Origin of the sequence: Flavobacterium cheonanense, from assembly GCF_039539185.1 — a bacterium.
In the GTDB taxonomy this organism is placed as follows: domain Bacteria; phylum Bacteroidota; class Bacteroidia; order Flavobacteriales; family Flavobacteriaceae; genus Flavobacterium; species Flavobacterium cheonanense.
Window position 1 is genome coordinate 725,341 of the sequence record NZ_BAABCT010000001.1, and the last position, 16,021, is coordinate 741,361.

Annotated in this window: 11 protein-coding genes and 1 tRNA gene; 3 read left to right on the forward strand and 9 right to left on the reverse strand. The window is 30.8% G+C overall.

Annotated elements, in window-relative coordinates:
- Positions 1-115: 115 nt before the first annotated feature.
- Both ABD766_RS03315 and ABD766_RS03320 read left to right on the forward strand, forming a co-directional pair.
- Positions 116-1,432, forward strand: a complete 1,317-nt coding sequence (locus ABD766_RS03315) for a hydroxymethylglutaryl-CoA reductase, degradative (protein WP_344815356.1) — start codon at positions 116-118, stop codon at positions 1,430-1,432.
- Between the two features lie 4 nt (positions 1,433-1,436).
- Positions 1,437-2,351, forward strand: coding sequence for a GYDIA family GHMP kinase (locus ABD766_RS03320; protein ID WP_344815357.1), 915 nt, complete (start codon positions 1,437-1,439; stop codon positions 2,349-2,351).
- Between the two features lie 57 nt (positions 2,352-2,408).
- Here ABD766_RS03320 and ABD766_RS03325 read toward each other — a convergent pair whose 3' ends face one another.
- The 7 genes from ABD766_RS03325 to ABD766_RS03355 form a co-directional block, all read right to left on the reverse strand.
- Complete coding sequence (locus tag ABD766_RS03325) at positions 2,409-4,514, reverse strand: peptidylprolyl isomerase (RefSeq protein ID WP_344815358.1); 2,106 nt, start codon at positions 4,512-4,514, stop codon at positions 2,409-2,411.
- A gap of 108 nt (positions 4,515-4,622) precedes the next feature.
- Positions 4,623-5,882, reverse strand: coding sequence for a hemolysin family protein (locus tag ABD766_RS03330; protein WP_344815359.1), 1,260 nt, complete (start codon positions 5,880-5,882; stop codon positions 4,623-4,625).
- Positions 5,882-6,097 (reverse strand): hypothetical protein, encoded by a 216-nt coding sequence (locus tag ABD766_RS03335; RefSeq protein ID WP_298303020.1) that lies wholly within the window; start codon positions 6,095-6,097, stop codon positions 5,882-5,884. The genes ABD766_RS03330 and ABD766_RS03335 overlap by 1 nt, the downstream gene beginning before the upstream one ends.
- A 2-nt stretch (positions 6,098-6,099) precedes the next feature.
- Entirely contained in the window at positions 6,100-6,654 is a 555-nt protein-coding gene (gene lptC / locus ABD766_RS03340; protein ID WP_425556550.1) for an LPS export ABC transporter periplasmic protein LptC, read from the reverse strand.
- Positions 6,654-7,901, reverse strand: coding sequence for a hypothetical protein (locus tag ABD766_RS03345; RefSeq protein WP_344815361.1), 1,248 nt, complete (start codon positions 7,899-7,901; stop codon positions 6,654-6,656). Before ABD766_RS03345 ends, lptC begins: the two co-directional genes overlap by 1 nt.
- 18 nt (positions 7,902-7,919) lie before the next feature.
- Positions 7,920-9,218 (reverse strand): BamG family beta-barrel-assembly machinery protein, encoded by a 1,299-nt coding sequence (gene bamG / locus ABD766_RS03350; RefSeq protein ID WP_344815362.1) that lies wholly within the window; start codon positions 9,216-9,218, stop codon positions 7,920-7,922.
- Positions 9,211-9,942 carry a type III pantothenate kinase gene (locus tag ABD766_RS03355; protein WP_344815363.1) on the reverse strand — a complete coding sequence of 244 codons (732 nt, stop codon included), beginning with the start codon at positions 9,940-9,942 and terminating at the stop codon, positions 9,211-9,213. Before ABD766_RS03355 ends, bamG begins: the two co-directional genes overlap by 8 nt.
- A gap of 122 nt (positions 9,943-10,064) precedes the next feature.
- Here ABD766_RS03355 and ABD766_RS03360 point away from each other — a divergent pair.
- A tRNA-Phe gene (locus ABD766_RS03360) sits at positions 10,065-10,137 on the forward strand.
- A 90-nt stretch (positions 10,138-10,227) separates the two neighbouring features.
- Here ABD766_RS03360 and ABD766_RS03365 read toward each other — a convergent pair.
- Positions 10,228-12,963, reverse strand: coding sequence for an AsmA family protein (locus tag ABD766_RS03365; protein WP_344815364.1), 2,736 nt, complete (start codon positions 12,961-12,963; stop codon positions 10,228-10,230).
- A 103-nt stretch (positions 12,964-13,066) separates the two neighbouring features.
- A complete protein-coding gene (locus ABD766_RS03370) occupies positions 13,067-15,961 on the reverse strand; it encodes an alpha-amylase family glycosyl hydrolase (protein ID WP_344815365.1) in 2,895 nt (964 codons plus the stop codon).
- Between the last annotated feature and the right edge of the window lie 60 nt (positions 15,962-16,021).

Sequence of the window (16,021 nt, forward strand, 5' to 3'; positions counted from 1 at the left end):
TGGCATATTTTTATGTTAAATGCAGTTTTTAGTATTTTTAAATTCCTCCAAAACAAAATATAAGAATTAATTCTAAAGCGTATCTTTGCTAAAAATAAGATATAATCATTTGAACATGAATAACGCTGTTGCCGGATTTTCAAAACTATCAAAAGAAGATAAAATCAATTGGATTGCTACTGAATACTTTACCAATCCAACAGAAGCTATTACGACTATAAAACAATATTGGAACAACGATTCTAAATTGCAACAATTGCATGATGAATTTATTGAAAACACAATTACCAATTTCTATTTACCGATGGGAATTGCTCCAAATTTTCTAATCAATAACAACTATTATTCGGTTCCAATGGTGATTGAAGAGAGTTCAGTTGTTGCTGCAGCTGCAAAATCAGCTAAATATTGGAGTACTCGTGGCGGATTTAAAGCAACGGTTTTGAATTCAGAAAAAATTGGACAGGTACATTTTATTTATAAAGGTGATGTTCAAAAATTAGAAAATTTCTTTAAAGTAACAAAATCAAAATTGGTTGAAGAAACCGAAAACATCACCAAAAACATGCAAAAACGCGGTGGTGGAATTTTGGATATTGAACTAAGAAATAAAACCAATGAATTAGAAAACTACTTTCAACTGCATGCCACTTTTGAAACGAAAGATTCTATGGGAGCAAATTTTATAAATTCTTGTTTAGAGCAATTTGCAAAAACATTAAAAGTAGAAGCTCAAAATTATGATGGTTTTTCTGAAGAAGAAAAAAACATTCAAGTAGTGATGAGCATTCTTTCTAATTATGTTCCCAATTGTATTGTTCGTGCTGAAGTTTCATGTAGAATTGAAGATTTAGCCGAAAAGAAAATCGAGAATCCACAAGAATTTGCAGAGAAATTTGTTCAAGCGGTGAAGATTGCAGAAATAGAACCATTTAGAGCAGTAACGCACAACAAAGGAATCATGAACGGAATTGACTCAGTAATTCTTGCAACTGGAAATGATTTCCGAGCTGTTGAAGCTGGCATTCACGCTTATGCTTCTCGAAACGGAAAATATTCAAGTTTATCTCATGCTAAAATAGAAAATGGTGTCTTTACTTTTTGGATGGAAATTCCATTAGCTCTTGGAACTGTTGGCGGATTAACTTCATTGCATCCATTAGTAAAAATGGCTTTACAGATTTTAGGGAGACCATCAGCACATGAATTAATGCAGATTGTTGCAGTAACTGGATTGGCACAAAATTTTGCTGCGTTGCGTTCGTTAACCACAACCGGAATTCAAGAAGGACACATGAAAATGCACATTAATAATATTTTGAATCAGTTTCAAACTTCTGATGAAGAAAGAATAATGATTAAAAAGCACTTTGAAAACAACACTATTTCTCATGCTGCAGTTGTAGAATTTATTGAAAATTTAAGAAAATAATTTTGTGAAAAAAAAATTCTACAGCAACGGAAAATTATTAATCACAGGAGAATATGTGGTTCTTGATGGCGCAAAAGCGTTAGCGTTACCAACAAAATTTGGTCAGAATTTAATTATTGAATCTTCAGAAAATGAAGTTATTCAATGGAGAAGTCACGACCATGACGGAAGTATTTGGTTTGAAGATACAATTCCATTTTCGAGTATTATTGAAAAGAAAAATTATGATGAAATTCATAACATAAAAAATACATTAATTGAGATTTTGCACGAAGCATATCTAATGAATTCTGACTTTATTACAAATTCAAAAGGATATAAAATCACAACTGAACTCACCTTTCCTAAATTTTGGGGTTTGGGCACTTCTTCTACTCTAATTAACAATATTGCTCAATGGTTAGAAATTGATGCCTATGATTTACTTAAAAGAAGTTTTGGAGGAAGTGGATATGACTTGGCTTGTGCTCAAAATGATTCAGCAATTATCTACCAATTAGTCAATGAAAAACCAACAGTAGAAAAAATTACTTTCGAACCTGATTTTACTGATAAAATATATTTCGTTTATTTGAACAGAAAACAAAGTAGTAAATCGGCAATTGCTTCATACCTAGACAAGCAAGGAGATATTGGGAAAACTGTTAAAATAATTGATGCAATTACAAAGACAATTGTAGATGCAACAGGACCAAAAGAATTTGCATTAGCATTACATAAACATGAAATTGAAATGAGTAATGTTTTAGAACTTCAAACAGTTCAAGAAGCTTTGTTTGATGATTTTAGTGGAGTTATCAAAAGTCTTGGTGCTTGGGGTGGCGATTTTGTTTTAGCAATTTCTAAAGAAAACCCAATAGAGTATTTCAACAATAAAGGATACAAGGTAGTGATACCTTATAAAGATATGATATTATAAAACTAAAAAATCCCGAATTACTTCGGGATTTTTTATATAATTTTTAGAAAGAATCTACTAATAGAATTCTAATCTATTATCGTCAATTTTTGCATCATTTTTCAATGCTGGGAAAACTCTTCCTGAAGCTTGACCTGCATTAGCTTTCAATTTGTTTACATAATCGTCATACTTAGGCAATTTTGGTGCTTTAGCAACAGATTTTGTTTTGATAACATAAACTCCAGAATTTCCTTCGATTGGAGCAGATACTTTATTTGCTGGAGATCCAAAAGCAGTACCAACTACTTTAGCTTCTAATCCAACATTTGCTAAAACAGCATTATCAACAGATGCAGCTGGCGCATTTTGAACAGTAGTTGCATTAGCTTTAGCAATTGCTTCTAATGAAGAACCTTTCACTTTAGCCATAATTTTTTCAGCTTTCTTTTTGTTTTTGATAATACTTTCAACCATTGGTTTAGCTTCTTCAACAGTCATTAGACCTTTTTCGTTGATTTTTTTCAATCTAGCAATGATGTTTCCAACATTAACAACTTCAAATCTTTTTACGTCACCAACATTAGTATCATCACTGTAAGCCCATTTTATAACTTGTCTTTGATTACCAGCAGCACCAAAAGCTTCATCCATTGGTTTAGCTTTTATTGATGGATTTACAGTAAGTTTAGCCGCCTTTGCAACTGTAGTAAAATCTTTACCTGCTGCATCCATTTCAAACTGTGTAGCTTTTGTAAAAGCTTCGTTTGTTGTTTGCTCTGATGCTTCAATTTTTTGAGCAACAGTAGCTAAACGAATTGCGTCTTGCTTATCGGTAACATTAATAATATGGTAACCAAATTCTGTTTCTGCAATACCAATTTTTCCAACTGGATTATTAAAAACGAAATCTTTATATCCTTTAGCAAAACCAGTTTCTCTAGAGATGAATCCCATATCACCACCATTTTGTTGAACAGATGGGTCTTCAGAATTTGTTAATGCCATCATTTGGAACATTGAAGGATTTGCCAAAACTTGAGCTAACAATGCATCAGCTTTAACTTTAGCTTCTTCTTTAGTTCTTTTTTCTTTTGGAGCAGCTCTTTCAGCACCAACCCAACTAATTAAGATGTGACTAGATTTAACTTGATCACCAGCTTTTCTACCCATCACTTTAGAAATGCAGTAGTAGTTTCCGTTGATGTATGGCCCGTAGATTTCACCTGCTGGCAAAGCAAATAATTTATCAGCATGCTCTGCAGGCAAATTTTGTTTTGTTACATATGTAGAATCGTATGGTTTATCTGAATTTGCACCAACGAAATCAGCAACATTTGTAGCGTTTCTAAAACTTGGTAAAGTATCGTTTTTACCTGTTTCTTTATTATAAACAACGCTACCAGTTAAAAGTCCGTTGATTTTAGCTTTCATTTCTTCTTCATCTTTTGCAGATGGTTTATCTTCAATTAAAACGTATTCAATTTCACGAGTTTCCTCAGATTTGAAACGTTTTTCATTTTTCTTCATGTATTCTAAAATGTCAGCATCTGTAACTTTCACATCACTATCTTTAATTGTAGAATATAACACAGAAACATAATCAAAGTTCACTTTGTTAGCTTCCAATTCATATTTGAATTTTCCGTCAGCATTTGTAACATACATTCCAGCTTTGATCATTGAGCTGTAGATTTGGAATTTAGAGTTGATGTCAGCATCTTTTTCTCTATCTTTCATCATCTGAGCTTGTTCTGGATTATTTTTAAAATATTCTTTAAACTTAGCCAAGTCAAATTTTCCTAATTGATTTAAGAACATTGGATTTTGACCAATATTTGGATCTTTTTTGAAAAATTCAACAATATGATTATCACTAGTACGAATACCAGCTTTTTCAAATTGCTCATTTATTAAAGCAATTGCAACTTCTTGCTCCCAAACTTGATTAGCTGCTTGCGTTTGTGTTATAGGTTGTCCGTTTTGTCCGTTCTTTTCAGTATTTGCAACTTTAATTCTAAAGTCTTCAAAAGCAATGTCTTTTCCATTTACGCTTCCTACATCATGAGATTGACTTTTCATTCCATTTGAAAACAAATCTTGAATAACAAATGCTAACAAAGCAAGACCAATAACTAATAAAAGTAATCCCGAGCGCTTTCTAATTTTTTGTAAAACTGCCATTTTTATATATGTTAATTTTTTAATTCAGTTTGCGAAAATACAATTATCTATGAAATAATTATAGTTGATATGCTATAATTTACAATAAAATGTGATTTTTTTTTATTCTTAGTCGGAAATAGTCATTTTTACTACTTCAATTTTGGTGTTTGTTGCCTCTTCAATCACAAAATGAAAGTTGTCAATTGTAATTTGATTGCCTTTTTGCGGAATCTCTTTTGAAGTATTTACTATAAATCCACCAAGAGTTCCGTAGGAATCATTTTCAGGAATATTGAGTTTATATTCTTGATTAAGATATTCTACATCTAAACGAGCAGAAAAAAGATAGGAAGTTTCATCTAGTTGTTGTTCTACCAATTCTTCATCGCTATCGTGCTCATCTTCAATCTCTCCAAAAAGCTCTTCAATTATATCTTCCACAGTCATTATTCCTGCAGTTCCTCCATATTCATCCAGAATTACTGCAACACTTTTCCTTTTCTTGGTTAATAAATTTAAACCATCCTTTATAAAAATCGTTTCAGGCACATACTCAACTGGAATCATTACCGATTTAATACTTCGAGGTTTTTTAAATAATTCAAAAGAATGAACGTAACCTATAATATCATCTATTGAATTTTGATAAACTAATATTTTTGAATACCCTGTTTTGATAAACAATTCTCTCAACTCTACCACAGAATCATATATATCTACCGCAACTAGCTCTGTTCTTGGCGTCATAATATCTCTTGCTTTTACACCTGAAAACTCAAGTGCATTTTGAAATATCTGAATTTCAGAATCAACATCTTCATGGTCTTCAACAGAACTCATTTGTTCGTTTATATAGTTTCCTAATTCTACTTTACTAAAAAATGACGGCACATAATCGCCTTCTGTATTAAAGAATTTTTTTAAAATAAAATCAGAAATCCATATGACAAAGGTTGAAATATAATTGAATACTAAATAAAACACATAGGTAGGAAATGCAAAAAATTTCATCAAACTATTAGAATAAATCTGAAAAAATACTTTTGGCAAGAATTCTGAAGTCACTAAGATAATTAGCGTTGAAATGATTGTTTGAAGTAGAACATTTGAAAATTCAGACAATTGAAATCCGAACGAATTAATCCAATTCATTAACAAATCACCCATAAAAAAACCGTAAACTACAATTGCGATATTGTTACCAACAAGCATTGTTGCAATAAATTTGGATGGTTTTTCAGTAATTTTGGTTAAAATTTTTGAAAGAAATGTATCTTGTTTTTTTTCAATTTCAAGATAGATTTTGTTGGATGAAATATAAGCTATTTCCATCCCAGAGAAGAAAGCAGACAGTAATAAACATATTATGATTACTGTTATTTCCACTAAGTATTATTTTGATTACCTTGATTATTCTGATTTTTTCTATCTTCAAATTTCTTTGCAAAACGAGTTCTAAAGAAAAAAGTAAAAAAAGCTAATCCAGCAAGAACAACGCTCAACCATGGTTTTTCGGCATCATTCCATTTAGAAATTGCATCATAAACCATGATGAAACCGATTAGCAAATAAATATATTTTGTTATTTTAAGATAGTTCATGTTTAATTATTGTTTTCAACTTCTCCAGTTACACTCTGAGAGTTTATTATTTTAAAATCTTTACTAAAATCTACACCTTCTCCAAAAGAAACTCCTTTTGGATCTGTAAATTTATATCTTTTTTCGGTATAAAACCATTCGTTTTTTTGATCAAAATACAATTGTTCTGTTTCAAATAATTGTCCTGTTTCATTTGTGATTTTCACACTTCCTTGCAAATCAATTAAATCGGTGTTTTTGAAAGTCACAGCGTATTTTGAAGTTACAAAGGTTCGCTTTCCGTTTTCATCATACAAAGTTACATTTACACCTTTTGGAAATTCTGTAAAAGGAAATTCAACTGTAGCATAATCTAACATCTTATCGCTAATAAGAATAGATTTAATTCTACCAGAATCTGTGTATTTAATATTTATAGAATCAGCCTCACCACTTGGAGTAAACTCTGCAAAAGTAGATTTTTGAACTTCTTTAAAATTACTTTCGCAAGCAAATAGTATAAAAACCACTATTGTAGTAAATGAAAAAAGTAGTGATTTTTTAAACATTAATTGCATTACAAAATTACTGTTTGATTAATCCAACATCCGATTTTTACAGATTTTGTATTTGCTTTAGTAGTAATTATTTTCTGCAAATAAGATTTAGACAATTCTTCTGAAGTACCTTTTAATCTTGGCTCAACTAAAATTGCTTTTAAAACTGTATCGGAAGCCAATTTGTAAATGGCATTTTTTTCTATATCATTTGTACCACATTCTGAAATAGCATTTGCGTATAAATTACCTAAAAAGATAAAGTATCTACCATTAGTTGGATTGTTTTCTATTGCAGTAAGTACCATTTCTTTTGATTTTTCTTTATCTGTTGTAGAAAGTATTGATGCAATTGTGTAAGCCGTAGTTGCTTTAGTCATTTTATCACTTTCTAATTTAACTGACTCCGAAAAGAACTCTATAGCTTTATCTTGTTTGGCTGTATTTAAATTGTAGGTTGCAAGATAATAAGCCGATTTAGCAGAAGGTTTTCTAGTATGTAATTCTGTGGCAATCGATTCAAATATTGGAGCGTTTTTACAAGAAACTGAGAGCATTTTTGCTAAAGATTGCAACCAATAAACATCGTTAGTTTTATTTTGGAAATTGTTTTTAGCATGAGTAACAATGTTTTCACAAACCAAAAAATCTTTCATAAGAGATTTCATAGAAACAAGAACTCTATCATAAATTTCTTGGTTAGCAGGAACAGTTTCCTTATTCATTTCTATTAATGAAATTACATCTGTGTATTTGCTTAACAATTTATCGCTAGTAATTGTTGATTTTTCAGCTTTATACTTTTCTACATACAATTGAAGATAAACAAAAATTGCTTCTGGATCTTGAAATGTTTTTTTCTGTAACTCAAATGCTTGATCTAATAAGCTATAGATTTCGTTGTTTGTTCCAACTTTGTTTAGGTACAAAGCCATTGCGCTTTTCTCAAAGTTCCCATTACTATTGTTTGGAAATGTTTTATCGTATAATTTAAATAGACCTAAAATTTCGCGAACTTCTTTTTCTTTATCTTCTCTTGAAGCAATCTCGATGTTATATTGTTGTAATTGTAATCCAAGTTGAAAAGACTTTTCGCTTGAAGTAAGACAAGTCATTTTTATGTCATTCCAAACTTCTTTTGCTTTGATATAATCATTTTCTGACAAATACTTTGCAAGTTTACTTTCTTTATCAGCACAATTCGTTTCTTGAGCAGTTCCAAATTGGAAAGCAAAAATCATTAATAGAATAATTAATTTACGTTTCATGCTAATTGAGATTTAAAATTAGTTGTATTTTCTTTTAATAAACCATCTATCGTTAAGAGATAATCCAATGCTAAAGTTCATGTAATGTTCTCTGACTAATCCTCTATTTTGAGTTCCTCTATTTCCTAGTTCGAAACCTACATTTACATTTGAGAAAGCTCCTCTTAGTGGCAAACCTAATCCAAGTGTTACTGCTGCATCTTCTATAGGTTGGTTGTTAATTACCAAACCAGTGTTTTCAAATCTAAAACCACCACGATAAACTATTCTTTCAAAGTAGTTTGTAAATGACTTATAATCTGGAATATAATAACCTCCTACTGTAAATCTAGTAGCGTTTTCATAAGATACGTTGTCGATATCATTAAATCTATTCCCGAAATTACTTGTCCCTTGAAAAGTTAGTTCTGTACCAACAATCCATTTTTTTGTATCACCAATACCTAATCCGAAAGAAAATTTAGAAGGCATTTTTAATTTCGTATCTGCTACTTGAATCTCTACTTCATCATCAACTGTATCTAAAATACCATTAGCCGATTGAACAATTGCAATAAATCTTTCATTATTTAAAGTAATTGTTGCTTCTGGCGAATAAGTTAAACTAGAAAATAGAGAAATATTTTTATATAATTTAGTGTTGTAAGACAACCCTGCATTAAAATTCACTCCACTAGCAGACGACGAATTAGTTTCTCTAGTACTGTATTGCACTTGCTCATATATATTTGACGAATTTAAGGTAAACTGTGTCGATAAGCTTCTAGTGTCTATTTTTCCAAAATTGTATTGTACATCTGCACCAATACTGAAGTTTTTAGCTAATTGATATCCAAAACCAAAGAAAACCTTGTTTAAACCCCCAGAACCTTTATAAAAGTTATCGGTTCTATTATTGTTGACAATTCCATTTTCATTTGAAAATACAGAATTTCTAATATTGTATCCAACAGATGAATAGGGAATAAGACCGAATCCGAGACCTAATTTTTTTAAAGGTATACCAACTGCAAGATAATCAAGAGTGGTACGTTGTGCTTTTTCTTCTTTCTGATTTGTTTTCAATTGATTTGCTGAAAAAGTACCTCCAACAGTAAAAGAAGTATATTTCAAACTAGAATACATTGCAGGATTCTGAAGATTGATGTGAATACTATCTGGAACTATAGCTAAACCTGCCATAGAACGATTTTCTATTGTACCTCTATATCTAACATCGCCAATTCCGTAGAATGAATAGGGAGAAGATGTTCCTTCTTGAGCAAATGAAACTAGCGAAAAAAGTAAACAAACGCTTACTATAATTTTTTTAATCATTGTTATTATATTGAAAAGTTTGGTTCAAACTTTCTAAAAGAAAATTTGGATTGGCAAATATGGTATTTTTTAATCGTTCAGCCAAAAAAACTGCGTCTCCACCAGTTAAAATTATGATAAAGTTATCATTTTTATCTAAAACAGAGTTAATAAAACCTTCAATTTCAAAAGAAACACCATTAATAACACCAGAATGAATGGATTGTGTTGTCGAATTTCCAACAATATCGATGGGTTTTTCTTTCTTTAATAACGGTAATTTAGCAGTGTAATTGTGCAAAGATTCGTATCTCAATCTTATTCCAGGCGATATAGCTCCGCCTAAATAATTATCATTTGAATCAATAAAGTCATAGGTAATACAAGTTCCAGCATCAATAACCAATCTGTTTTTTTTCGGAAATTGGAGAACGGCGCCTGATGCAAGAATCATTCTGTCGATACCTAAGGTTGATGGAGAAGCATAAAGATTATTAAACGGAAACTTACTTTCTTTAGTAATGAAATAAACATTTAGTCCTGAATCTAATGTCAAAAAATCACTTTTTTCTAGTTTTCCAACCGATGCTACTACTAAAATACTGATTTCTGAAAAATTTTTTATTACTTTTTTCAATGAGATTTGCCAGTCTTCATAGGCTATTATTTCTTTTTTCAAAAGCGTATTCTGTTCAAAAACAGCCGCTTTGATTTGTGTATTTCCCACATCGATGACTAAAATCATATTTTTAAGTTTAGAGTTGCAAAGTTACAAATAGATTTTTTTTAAAAATTGTTTTGGATAAATTAAAAATCGTTCTATATTTGCACCCGCAATCAAGTAGCAGTAATGCTTTAAATTGTAAAGGTACCTTAGCTCAGATGGTAGAGCAATGGACTGAAAATCCATGTGTCCCTGGTTCGATCCCTGGAGGTACCACGAAACCCGAATAGGAATATTCGGGTTTTTTGTTTTAAAAAATCTGATAAATAAAAAAAGCATCAATTAATGACTTGATGCTTTTTTTATTTAAGGCTTTACTATTTCAGGATTTGTATCATCATATTCTGTTTCTTCAATATCCTCTCCTTTTCTTCCAAGTTTTACTTTTGGATTTTCTTGAGTACCTGTAACTGTTAATGGAATCCCGATGATTCCTAATGGTGGTAATCCAAGGCGCATTTTAATATTCAATTTTCCGTCAAAACTTGTTGTTCCTTCAATCCTTGGTCGATATCCTGCTACTTTAAATTTGAATCTTTGGATTGTAATTATATTGTTTTTTACAGTTGTTTTAATATCAACTTTGGACAAATCAGGATTTTTTATGGCATCTTTACCTGTTTTCTTACTTACAGCTCCAAACATTTTAAACCCTTTCATCTTTACATTTTTCACAGAAATAGTTCCGCCACCTTTTAATGAAGGATAAATGGGTTGCATTGCATTATTCAATTTTCCACCAACTTTGTATTTTAATGAAACAATTCCCTCTGCACTTTCTGCAGCTGAGGCCATTTCTCTGAACATTTTCACTTCGTTGTAAGCACGTTTTACATCAAAATCTTTAGCTAGTACTTCAAACTCGAAAAAAGCTTTTTCTGGTGATTCACTTCCGTAAATAACATCCATATTTACATTGGAACCAATAATATCAAAACCAGATTTTTTTAATTGCAGTTTTCCGTTGTTGATTCTTACATTTCCTTTTAGATTTTGCATTTTCAATTCATCAAAATCCACTTTTTGAGCTAAACAATTGAATTGCAAATCAAGATTCGGTGGAATGATTACAACTCCAGTCGCAACTGTTGTTGGATTGTTCTCAGCTTGATTTTTTGCTGAATTAGACATGAATTCATCTACATTAATATAGTTAGCGTTGATGTTGAAATTCCCTTTTAAAACACCTTTTTCTGAAAGAACAAAATCAATAACATTCTGCATGTATCCGTCCATTTTAAAATCGGATTGACCATAAACAACAGAGAAGTTATTGAAATTCATTTTGTCTTGATTGAAAACAAATTCACCTTCTTTTATAACAAATTGTTTTGGCAAATATTCAGAACTAGCTTTTATGTTTCTTAAAAGTAGTGTTCCTTTATTATTCAACCTATTGTAATTTCCAGCTACCGCATCAGCTTGAGTTCCTTTGAAAGCCACATCTGCTTTTATGTAACCTTGTAAGTTAAGGCCTTTTTGTGAAAATACTTTATAAATTTTGGCTAAATCCAATTCGCCTTTTGCGACTATATCATATTTGACATTTTCTAGATTTTCTAGATTTGCATTTACATATACTGGTTTTCCTTCAAAATTGAAAGAGGCTGGTTTTATAGCAACTTTTAAATCTTTTAACGAACCTGTATTGTCTGAAACATCAGCTAAAACATTAATATTTGTTATTGGATTTGGATAAAAATCAGTTTTGATATAGCCATTTTTAAATAAAACTTTTCCTTTTGTTATTGGAACAATTTTGTTTTCTGAATCATAAATACCTTTAGAATTGACATCTAAATTTAATTGCCCTTTCAAATCCATATTTTGGATCCCAATAGCTTTATCTAATTTGGCTAAATCTATTGCTGTTTTTATTCTAGCATCTATTTTAGGACTTGATAAACCTTCTGATTTTATAATCGCTTTTACATAATCTTTTCCAACATTAAAAAAAACAGAATCGATGTTGACCTTCAATCTTTCTGTATCTAATGAAGGTAGTTTTGTGTCAAAATTCAAAAATATATTTGAAGCTGGAAGAGGTGTTTCTTTATGATTAATCTCACCTTCTCTAATTTTCATATTGAAAGCTAAATCTGGTTTTTCATTTGTAGAAGCTATATACTTTCCTTTTAGAGTCAATAGTAAATCTGTACTTCCTTTAACTTTTGTTTTCTCTAACCATGTAACATAAGCTGGTGGCAATGCTGTAAAAAAGTCATTCAATTTACTATTTTGTGATTTGACATTAAAATCTAAATCATAACCATTTTTCAGGAAATCTAACTTTCCTATAAACTCAATTGGAAGTTTATTTACTTTTAAATTATTTTCTTCAAAAATAAAGGAAAGCGAATTGGTATTGATTTTAGTAATCAAATCAGCATTTACTTTTTTATTTTTAAGATATTGATCTTCTCCAAAAGTGAAATTAAAATCATCGATTTTAGCTTCGGTTTTTAAGTCAAATACAGCTTTATCTAAATCACCTTTCCCATGATAATTAAATCCTTTAGCATTGATTAAAATTTTTGTTGATTTATCATCATAAACTAAATGACTATTTTTTATAGAAATTTTATCCAATCGAATAGCTGTAGATGCTGTGTCTTTAGAAACTTTTTTGTTTTCAGAGACGTATACATTGTAGTTTGCTTCTCCTTTTTCATTAACTTTTACGTTCATAAAAGCATCAGAAAGATATATTTCATCAATAGTTACTTTTCCGTCAAAGATTAAATCTTTAAGGTTAATCCCGAAAGCAATTTCGTTTGCAGAAACTAATGTGTCTTTTTTGAATGGTTCGGAACCTTTTAAACTAAATTTTTCAAGAGATAAAGTTAATGATGGGAAATGATTGAAAAATGAAAGATTTGCTTCTTTAAAATTTAGTTCACCTTTTAGATTTTCATTTGCAAAACTTTTAATTTCTTTTTCAATTTTATCTGGAAAGATTATTGGAAACAGAAACATTCCTAACAATAAAATTGCGATTGAAATTCCTAAAATTTTTAAAGATTTTACTACTATTTTCTTCATTTAACAATTGAAATATAACTTTGCAAAGTTATAGTATAAAAAAGACCCTTCAAAATTATGAAGGGCCTTTTAGAAAATTCTATTTTAAACTAACTCAACAAAATTATTCTTTTATTAATCTCAAAGTTTTTTCACGATTATTTGCATCAGAAACTTTAACGATATAAACACCTTTCGTTAAATCTTCAATTGAAAAACTATCGTTTATTGAAGTGCTTGAGAACGATTTCACTAATTGCCCTGTGATAGAATAGACTTGAACTTTCTCTACCAAAGTATTAATTGTGAAATAAGTTGAAGCTGGATTTGGAGACAACGCTACAAAATCTAAAGCATCAAATGTATCATTATTAAGAAGAGCTCTGTTTCCAAAAACTCTGTATCCACCTGGCTCAATACTAATATTCATATTAACATCTGTAACATTAAAAGTGGTATTATCCATTAGATTTGCCCAAGTTCCAGTGAACGGAAATCCTCCAACAACATTGTAAGTATTATCAGAAAAATTAGTCAAAACAAAAACATAACTTAAAGCAGAGGTTTGAGTTTGGCTTGTCCAAACATCTAATCTAGGACGCCCTGTGTTTCCAATATTCCAAGCATAAGTTCCATTTTCAAAAACATTTTCAGTTTTTTTCATGTCTATCATTTTTGCCCAACTATTGTAAATAGCACTTCTATTTGTATCTGTTAACCAGTTTCCAGTCCATTGAGGTTGTGGTTTGGTGTCTAATTTGCAACCATCATTAAACTGAACAGAACCATTGCTGCATGTAAATAATGAATATTCCCATCCAAGATCTCCAAAATGCCAGATCATTTTTGGTCCAGGAACAAGAAAAAGAACTGAACCCATTGCTTGAAGTCTTTGATGCACTTTGTTAAGATTGCCAAAAGTTTGTCCAGCTTCATTTAAAGCTTTATAAGCAACTCTTTCTTCATCATGGCTTTCTGCATAACCTATAAATCGGTCTGTCGCATCTGCTATTCCTGAAATATCTGCAAAATTACCTTTCAACAAATTAGCATACGGATCTGTCATTTTTCTCCACTGCATAATACCTTTTGTATCACCTGAACGAAGATAATTCGCCCATTCTACTTCTTCTGTGTATGATCCACCATTTCCTAAGTGTTCAAAAATCACAAGAAAATTAGGATCAACTTCCCATTGTTTGTCGGCATACCATTTCATTTTTGCTACTCTATCTGAACGATATCCATTAGTACAAGCTTCTTGTCCACCAGCTACGTTTGATGGGCACTGTTGTGTAAAACCTTTGGTTAAATCCCATCTGTAACCATCAATTTTAAACTCTTGAATCCAATATTTTATTGTTGCAACTGAATACGCATTTGTTAAATTATCTGGTTCTCTAAAATGATTTAAATCACTACCAACACTATAAGAGTGCATAGCATCTTGGTTTATATAAGGATTTTCAGACGATACTCTTGATCCAGTAGAATTTGCCCATCCATCATTATCAGAATCTAACATCCACATTCTTTCAAGAGGAGAACGACCAAAAACGTGATTTAATGCTAAATCTAAAATAACAGCTATTCCATTTTGATGGCACAAATCAATAAACTCTTTAAGTTTTGTAGGAGGCCCATAACGTTTGTCTAAAGCCATATGAAAAACGGTATTGTAACCCCAGCTCATATTTCCTTCAAACTCCATTACAGGCATTATTTTGATTGCATTGATTTTAAGATTTCTAAAATAATCTATTTTATTAATTAAATCTTGATAAGTTCTATTTGCATCAAAATCACGAACTAATACCTCATAAAAAACTAAATCTTTCTTTTTTGGCTTAACAAAATTTGTAGTAGCACTACTCCAATTATAAGTAAATAAAGTATTAGATCCTGTCTGAAGAACAGTTACTTCTCTCTCTTGACCTGGTGCAATTGTTGCATATACAGGAAGTCCAGGAAAAGCACCAAGAGATATAATTTCTGGATCATCAAAAGGAGACAATACTAATTTAGAATATGGATCTGCAGTTTTAACAATTGCTGGAGAATTTGCAGGTCTGTTTGTATTATCACATACCCAATATTGATAAGCATATACTTGATTTGGAGTTAATCCTGTAAGTTCTAACCAAAATTTACCTGTTGTCGGATCTTTTTTCATAGCATATGCAGTTGTAGGAGACCAGTTATTGAAACTACCTGCCACATATACAAAATCTTTAAATGGCGCATTTAAAACTAACGTTGCTTTGGTTGCATCAGATGAATCATAGTTTATACCATCAACTAAGCCAGCTGTTAATGGCTCACTTATTATTCCTGGATTAACAATAACAGTAAACCTTTTAGTCACAGTTGTAGTTCCTAATGTAGCTGAAACAACATATACTTTAGTTGTAGTCACATTTGTGTCACCACAAGTAAAAAATGATGTTGCTGCAGTTGGACATGTAATTGGAACACCATTAGCCGTTACAGAATAAGTAGCATTGCCACCTGTGTTTGAGGCTACAATACTTACATTAGCTCCTGAATTGATAATAGTATTGCTGTTCTCTAGAGGAGAGATTAAAGACATTTGAAAAGCGCCGACTTCTGAAGTGATATCTTGAGATTTTTTATCCCCACTTCCATCTTTTGCTTTAATTAAAAATCCTATTTTACCAATACCAGTTCTGTTGTAAAAAGTATTTGGCACAAAAGTTATAGTATAAGTATCATTACCAGAATTATAGGTAAGTCTATTAGTTTCACTAGAACTTGTCCATGTACCATTAGTTGGGCAATCCTGAATATTAGCGTCACTAGCGTCAAAGCTCCAAGCCCAAAGATAAAGTGCATTATTAGATACACCCCAAGTAGATTCATTAATACTACTTCCATTAAAAGTAATAGTAATTGATTGATTTTCTTCAAAAACTGCAGGTGCAATTGTATAAGTTACTGTTTGTTGTTGTGCAAAAACAATAACTGGAAATAGTAAGCATAATAGTAAAAATCTTTTCATAGCGTAGGTTTGATTTAAAAAAACACATTCTCGACTACTTTCATAAATCGAGAATGTGTT

Coding starts and splice junctions, on each gene's coding strand:
- bamG (WP_344815362.1), bottom strand. CDS start 9,218: ATGATTAAAAAAATTATAGTAAGCGTTTGTTTACTTTTTTCGCTAGTT.
- ABD766_RS03365 (WP_344815364.1), bottom strand. CDS start 12,963: ATGAAGAAAATAGTAGTAAAATCTTTAAAAATTTTAGGAATTTCAATC.
- ABD766_RS03325 (WP_344815358.1), bottom strand. CDS start 4,514: ATGGCAGTTTTACAAAAAATTAGAAAGCGCTCGGGATTACTTTTATTA.
- ABD766_RS03315 (WP_344815356.1), top strand. CDS start 116: ATGAATAACGCTGTTGCCGGATTTTCAAAACTATCAAAAGAAGATAAA.
- ABD766_RS03335 (WP_298303020.1), bottom strand. CDS start 6,097: ATGAACTATCTTAAAATAACAAAATATATTTATTTGCTAATCGGTTTC.
- ABD766_RS03345 (WP_344815361.1), bottom strand. CDS start 7,901: ATGAAACGTAAATTAATTATTCTATTAATGATTTTTGCTTTCCAATTT.
- ABD766_RS03355 (WP_344815363.1), bottom strand. CDS start 9,942: ATGATTTTAGTCATCGATGTGGGAAATACACAAATCAAAGCGGCTGTT.
- ABD766_RS03370 (WP_344815365.1), bottom strand. CDS start 15,961: ATGAAAAGATTTTTACTATTATGCTTACTATTTCCAGTTATTGTTTTT.
- lptC (WP_425556550.1), bottom strand. CDS start 6,654: ATGCAATTAATGTTTAAAAAATCACTACTTTTTTCATTTACTACAATA.